Genomic DNA, 6,024 nt, shown 5'->3' with positions numbered 1-6,024 from the left:
TTGTAGTTGACTTTTGCCATTGTTTTACCTTTTTGGGGTTGCGCAATGAATATAGTAGCTTATGCTACCCTCTTATTAAACTCCTGCATGGTCCAAAACCCATTGTTCGATAATGATTAATCAATCGTTCCTCAGGCAAAGCATAAATATATATCGCATTTACTCCAATATAAACAGACATCCGTTGAACAATTGGAAGTATAAATTTTTTAAAAGTGTAGAATCCCAGCTTTTGCGTTTCAGGATGAGAATCTTTGTAGCGTTTGTTTATTGCAAAATTTGCAAGTTCAATCGCAGGAACAGAATCAAAATTTTCGCCTTTTAGCTGAACCGTAATAAGTCCTGTTTTCAACGAAAAATAAGCAACTAATTCAGCAGTCAAAATATCCTTGATAAGGTATGTTCTGCTACAATTGTTTTCTTCATCCTCTACGGATTGATTTTTTAGATAATACTCTAAACCAGCGGCGCCATTCGTCGCCTGAAAGTTCGCAATCAAATCCAAATTCTCTGGACTATCGAACAAATGCTCAATAGAAAAATCTTTGGTATCGACAACCGAGAATTCGACAATCATTTATTAGACGCCTCCATCAACAAGCGACGGTCCTTAGCATGTTCTTCAGTAATCCATTTTTCGAATTCCTCGACTTCCTTGTCCAGTTTTGAATGATCCGGCCTGTGCGATTTCGAAAAAAGGGCGAACACATCACTATCTTTCAGCATCTGCTTGAATTCTTGTGAAATCACTCGCATAATAGACCTCCAATAACAAATATATACTAATTGGCGATAAAAGGCAAGTCGCCGAACTCAATGGCAAAGTCCAAAAGAAGGCTATAGAAGCATTCATCTGACAAATACCTTTTTACAGAAAAAGATGTTCCCTTTTGAATCCAATCAAAAAAAAACTTAAATATACCGCTTACACGAGCAGTAGTTTCGAAAGCGTGAAACCGCCGATAAGAATGCTTGTCATGCCGGCAACCACGGTGGCCTTGGTGCTCTTGCCCACGCCCTCTGCACCGCTATGGGTAAAGAACCCGAAAAAGCAGGCGTAGCTTGCGATAAAGTAGCCGTAGAGTGTAGCCTTGATAAGGCCCACGACAAGGTCCCAGTTGTGGTAGAACATGCGCACGCCGTAAAAGAACACCGACCACGAAACTTCCTTGTACAGGTGGGCCACTTCGTAACCGCCGGCGATGCCGATAAAGATGCTTATGATGGTAAGAGTCGGGAGCATGATGACCGTCGCGATAAGGCGCGGCGCCAGCAGGAACTTGTAGGGGCTCAGGCCCAATACTTTATACGCATCGAGCTGTTCTGTAACCGCCATCGTGCCGAGTTCCGAACACATGGAGGCGCCAATGCGGCCAGCAAGCACCATCGCGGTCAAGATGGGGCAGAGTTCCACCATCACGGACTTGCCCACGGCCATGCCCACGAACATCATCGGGATCATGTCACCGAACTGGTAGGCAAGCTGCCACGACATGATGGCGCCCGTAGCCATCGACGCAGCAAACACCACGGGCAAGCTCGTGACGCCCACGCGATGCATCTGTTCCACGGTCGTATGGAAGTTCGTGAACGCACCGGGGATGTTCTTGAACAGTTCCCACACGAACTTGAAGTAGTTCAGCACGGTCCGCAGGAACCTGCGTACAAACCTACCGAGTGCTTCCGCTATGCCGTTCAGCAATCCCACCTAAGGCCTACTTCTTCTTCTGCTTGGGCTTGTCGGCGGGGCGCTTGCCCGGGCCCGAAATAGTCTTCTTGTAGAGTCCCGTATCGGAGAGGTACTTGATGGCTTCCTTCAGCTGCTCGTCGCGCTTGAGCGAGAACGCCGTACTCACGGAGTCGTTCACCATCGCGGTCAAGAGTTCACGCTTGATGCCGTCCTTGATGTAGTCCTTGTTCTCGTCGAACTGCGCGTCGCGCTTTGCCTCGAGGGCCTTGCGCATGTCGGCAAGCCTGTTCGCAAGCGTCGTATCCGTCACGGTCTTCGAGCTGTCGCCCATGTAGTTCTGCTCGTGCACGATGCTCTTCTCGAGCTGGTCCACGCCCACGAGAGCATTGCTCTTCACCTTCACGAAGTTCGTGTCCTTCATGCAGAATTCCTTGAACTGCGTGTACAGGGAATCGGGCACCACCCAGTTCGCGTCAATCTTCACGTTGGCGGCATCGAGCGAGGGGCGCACCTTCACGGCGAACTTGAAGTACATCGCCATGCGTTCCTGCACCTGCACCACCCAGGGCATCGGGGAAAGTTCCACGTCAACGTCGGGCGTAATGCCGCCACCGCCGAACATCATGCGGCCGTTGTTCGTGTAGAACGTGTCGCGCACCACGGAATCCTTCTTCACGGTATCGGCGGCTGCACCCTCCTCTTCTTCGGAGGCGGCCTCCTCTTCTTGCAGCTTGAGGCCCTTGATGCCGTTTTCGGGCTTGTTGATGCAGCGGCCGAAGGGCAGGTAGTAGAATGCGGTAGTGAGCTTGAGGGCGTTGCCCTGGTTGTCGAGCGGGAAAATCGTCTGCACGGAGCCCTTGCCGAAGCTCGTCTTGCCGACCACGAGGGCGCGGTCCCAGTCCTGCAATGCGCCCGAGACGATTTCGGCGGCACTCGCGGAGCCCTGGTTCACGAGCACGGCCATCGGCACGTCGGCGCCAAGGATGCCGTCGCGGCGGGCGCGGCTTTCGGTCCGCTGGGTGCGGCCGAGCGTCGATACAATCACGTTCCCCTGCTTGAGGAACAGTTCGCTAATCTCGATAGCCTGGTTCAGGAGTCCGCCCGGGTTGTAGCGCATGTCGAGGATAAGCTTCTTCATGCCCTGCTTCTTGAGCCCGCGGATGGCGTTCTCCACGTCGCTCCTGGTCTTGTCGCTGAAGGTGGCGAGCTTGATGTAGCCGATATCCTTCGAGACCATCCCGAAGTAAGGCACGGCGTGCACCACGATTTCGGCACGAGTAATCGTGAACTCCATCAGGTCGGCAACGCCTTCGCGCTCGATAGAAACGGTAACGTCGGTCCCGATCTTGCCGCGCAGCTTGCTCACGGCATCGTCGAGCGAAAGGCCCTTCGTGTCCTTGCCGTCAATCTTCCTGATTCGGTCGCCCGCACGGATACCGAGCCTGAAGGCAGGCGTGCCGGAAAGCGGGGAAATAACCGTAAGGATATTGTCGCGCAGGCTAATCGTAATGCCCACGCCGCCGAACTTGCCTTCCATCGAGACCTTGAGGCCCTCGTAGTCCTTCGGGGTAAACACCGTCGTGTGCGGGTCGAGGATATCGCGGATGCCGTTCAGGGCGGCATCGGTCAGTTCCGTGGGGTTCACATCCTCCACGTACTTGCGGTTCACTTCAGAAAGCACCTTGTTGAGGCGGGAAACTTCATCGTAAAAATCCCCGGGAGGGGTCTTGGTATCGCCCGCGGCAAACGAGAGCGACATCGCCGACAGGGCGACCATAAAGGAATTGCGGAAAAACTTCATATTAAAATCCATATAGCGAAAAGATACAATTTCACGGCGGGCGCGAGGGCTCAAAAACGGAAAAAACCGGCCCAAACAGGCCGGTTTCAAAAAAAAGGAGAGAGAGAATGAAAAATCAGGCGGCTTCAGTCAAGATTCGGTGAATTTGGTCGTTCTTGAGCTTAGCCAAAGCGGATTCCTTGAGCTGGCGGACGCGTTCCTTGGAGAACCCGACCATCGGGGCGACTTCCTTCAGGTTGAGGTCGGCGTCCATCGAAAGCCCAAAGTAGAGCTTGACGACGTCCAGTTCCTGCTCGCTGAGGTTGTCGCGGAGCACCTTCTCGAAGATGTCCTTGCGCTCGTTATCGCAGGCAACGTTGTCCGTCGCGGGAGTATCGGATGCGAGAGTATCGCCAAGGGTCATTTCGCCGGATTCGCCCACGGGAGCATCGAGCGAAGAGGCACGGTTGTCCATCATGAGCACCTTCTCGATGGCGTCGCCCTTGTACTTGGAAACCCCGGCAAGGCTTTCGGTATCGAGAACGTAGGTACCGCCCACCACCTGGCGGAACCTGCCACCCTTCTTGTTGAAGCGGCGGAGCACGAGTTCCTTCTCGGCGCTGATGCGGACCATGCGGCCCTTCTCGGCAATGGCGCGGGTGATGTTCTGGCGGACCCACCACACGGCATAGCTGATGAACTTGATTTTCTGGTTCTGGTCAAAGCGACGTGCAGCCTCCATGAGGCCCATGTTGCCCTCGCTGATGAGCTCGCACACGTCGAGCCCCTGACCCTTGTACAGATTGGCGATGTTCACCACGAAGCGGAGGTTCGACTTCACGAGCAAATCCATCGCTTCACGGCTTCCCTGCCTGATCTTCTTCAGCAGAAGCGTTTCCTGTTCCCGAGAGAGAAGCGGGTACTTGGAAATATCGTTCAGGTACTGGAAGTAGACATCCCTTTCATTCGAGCGAGCGGTTGTGTAAGCGTTGTTAGTCATGATGAACCTCGTTGTTCGTGTCCTATCTCTTTACATCTTCAAATTTACCTCCGATTCCTCTTTACTGTGTCATTATCGGGAAAGCCCTTCGCAAAAGTTAAATCGGCTTTCTGTCGTTTTTTTCTGCATTTTCGTCATGAAATTGTCACAGAGGGGGTGCAAAAAGCCCAAATTTGACTTAATTTTACCTTATGACCGTAAAAAAGACGAAAAAAACCGTTACAAAGTTCTTCGAAACCAAGCGAGAAACGTTCGAGGAAATCCAGGAAGCCAGTTTCCAGCGCAGCGAAAAACTCCTCGTCGACGTGCTGAAGGAAAAGGTAGGGACCATCAACTACCCGTTCCCGCCTTTCGTGCCCATAGCCCTCGCCTGGATATTCATTATCCTGTTCCCGCTCGCGTTCATCCTGGACCCGTCATTCACCACCTCGCTCGACATGAGCTCCCGGAAGATTATCGGGTTCTACCTCCCGCTGCTCGCGACGGCCCTCATCTTCTTCATCAACCAGAAAGCCCTCGTACGCAGCTGCATCTTCAAAAAGCACTATGTCCGTTACTTTATCTATAACAGTTTCCTGCTTATCGCCCTGCTCCTGCTGCGCGAGGTGGCGCTATTCCTGACCGACCGTTCTGCAGGCGAAGGCATCGCGGAGTTCTTCTCGACGTACTGTTTCTCCACCATCAAGGGGCATTTCAGCATCCGCACCGTCATCTCGTTCGCATTGATGGTTTCGTTTGTCTGCGTCACGAGCGTTTTCTACAACATCATCTTACGCCAGACACTCAAGGCGTTCTTGCAGCGCGAAAAGAAGAACGTGGAACTGCAGTACGAACTGGACTTCCTCAAGAACCAACTGAGCCCGCATTTCCTCTTCAACACGCTGAACAACATATCGGCGCTTATCACCATCGACCCGAAACGCGCCGAGGAATCGATGGCGAAACTCTCGAAACTCCTGCGCGTGATGCTCTACCAGACAAGCGACGCGACCATAACCATCAAGGAAGACATCGACATCTTGCAGAAATATGCGGAACTCGAAAAACTCAGGCTCGACGAAAGCTACGACCTGAAATTCATCCTGAACCTCGAAGACGAAAACTTCCAGATTGCACCGCTTATCGCCATGCCTCTCGTGGAAAACGCCATCAAGCACAGCGTAAACCCGGACGGCAAGAGTTTCGCACACATCTCGATTACCCAGGCGGGGAACAAGATTACCTTCGAGACGGAGAACTCCAACTACCCGCGGAAGGCGAAGTCAAACGCGGGCGGGCTCGGGCTCGCGACCTTCAAGAAGCGCCTTGACCTGCTCTACACCTCGCGATACACCTACGAAACGGGCGTTGAAGGCGACATCTACAGAGCAAAACTCGAGATAATCACCGATTAATCATCCTAGCCACGCGATTAATCGCAAATTACGACATTTTTTCTAAAAAAAATTTTTGAAAGACTCCTTTACAGGAGTTTTTTGTTTATGTAGTTTTTTTGACCCAACAATGAGGCACGGCGGATTAACGCGAATAGGAAACGTTTCTGCCGGGGCTTAG

The 6,024-nt window shown here is 52.4% G+C and carries 6 protein-coding genes; 1 reads left to right on the top strand and 5 read right to left on the bottom strand.

Annotated features, from left to right (window positions below; all coding sequences use genetic code 11):
- Positions 1-64: 64 nt before the first annotated feature.
- From BUB22_RS14980 to BUB22_RS14965, 5 genes are all read right to left on the bottom strand, one after another.
- Positions 65-577 carry a hypothetical protein gene (locus BUB22_RS14980; RefSeq protein WP_073116386.1) on the bottom strand — a complete coding sequence of 171 codons (513 nt, stop codon included), beginning with the start codon at positions 575-577 and terminating at the stop codon, positions 65-67.
- Positions 574-756, bottom strand: coding sequence for a hypothetical protein (locus BUB22_RS16475; protein ID WP_097037018.1), 183 nt, complete (start codon positions 754-756; stop codon positions 574-576). Before BUB22_RS16475 ends, BUB22_RS14980 begins: the two co-directional genes overlap by 4 nt.
- A gap of 169 nt (positions 757-925) precedes the next feature.
- A complete protein-coding gene (locus BUB22_RS14975; RefSeq protein WP_073116384.1) occupies positions 926-1,708 on the bottom strand; it encodes an MlaE family ABC transporter permease in 783 nt (260 codons plus the stop codon).
- Between the two features lie 7 nt (positions 1,709-1,715).
- On the bottom strand, positions 1,716-3,503 hold the full coding sequence (locus BUB22_RS14970) for a S41 family peptidase (RefSeq protein WP_072813274.1): 1,788 nt from the start codon (positions 3,501-3,503) through the stop codon (positions 1,716-1,718).
- A 103-nt stretch (positions 3,504-3,606) separates the two neighbouring features.
- On the bottom strand, positions 3,607-4,470 hold the full coding sequence (locus BUB22_RS14965) for a sigma-70 family RNA polymerase sigma factor (RefSeq protein ID WP_073116383.1): 864 nt from the start codon (positions 4,468-4,470) through the stop codon (positions 3,607-3,609).
- Between the two features lie 191 nt (positions 4,471-4,661).
- Between BUB22_RS14965 and BUB22_RS14960 the strand changes: the two genes are divergently transcribed.
- A complete protein-coding gene (locus BUB22_RS14960; protein WP_073116381.1) occupies positions 4,662-5,864 on the top strand; it encodes a sensor histidine kinase in 1,203 nt (400 codons plus the stop codon).
- The last annotated feature ends 160 nt before the right edge of the window (positions 5,865-6,024 follow it).

The organism is Fibrobacter sp. UWCM (assembly GCF_900129735.1).
Taxonomy (GTDB): domain Bacteria; phylum Fibrobacterota; class Fibrobacteria; order Fibrobacterales; family Fibrobacteraceae; genus Fibrobacter.
This window is presented reverse-complemented; position numbering and strand designations above follow the sequence as displayed.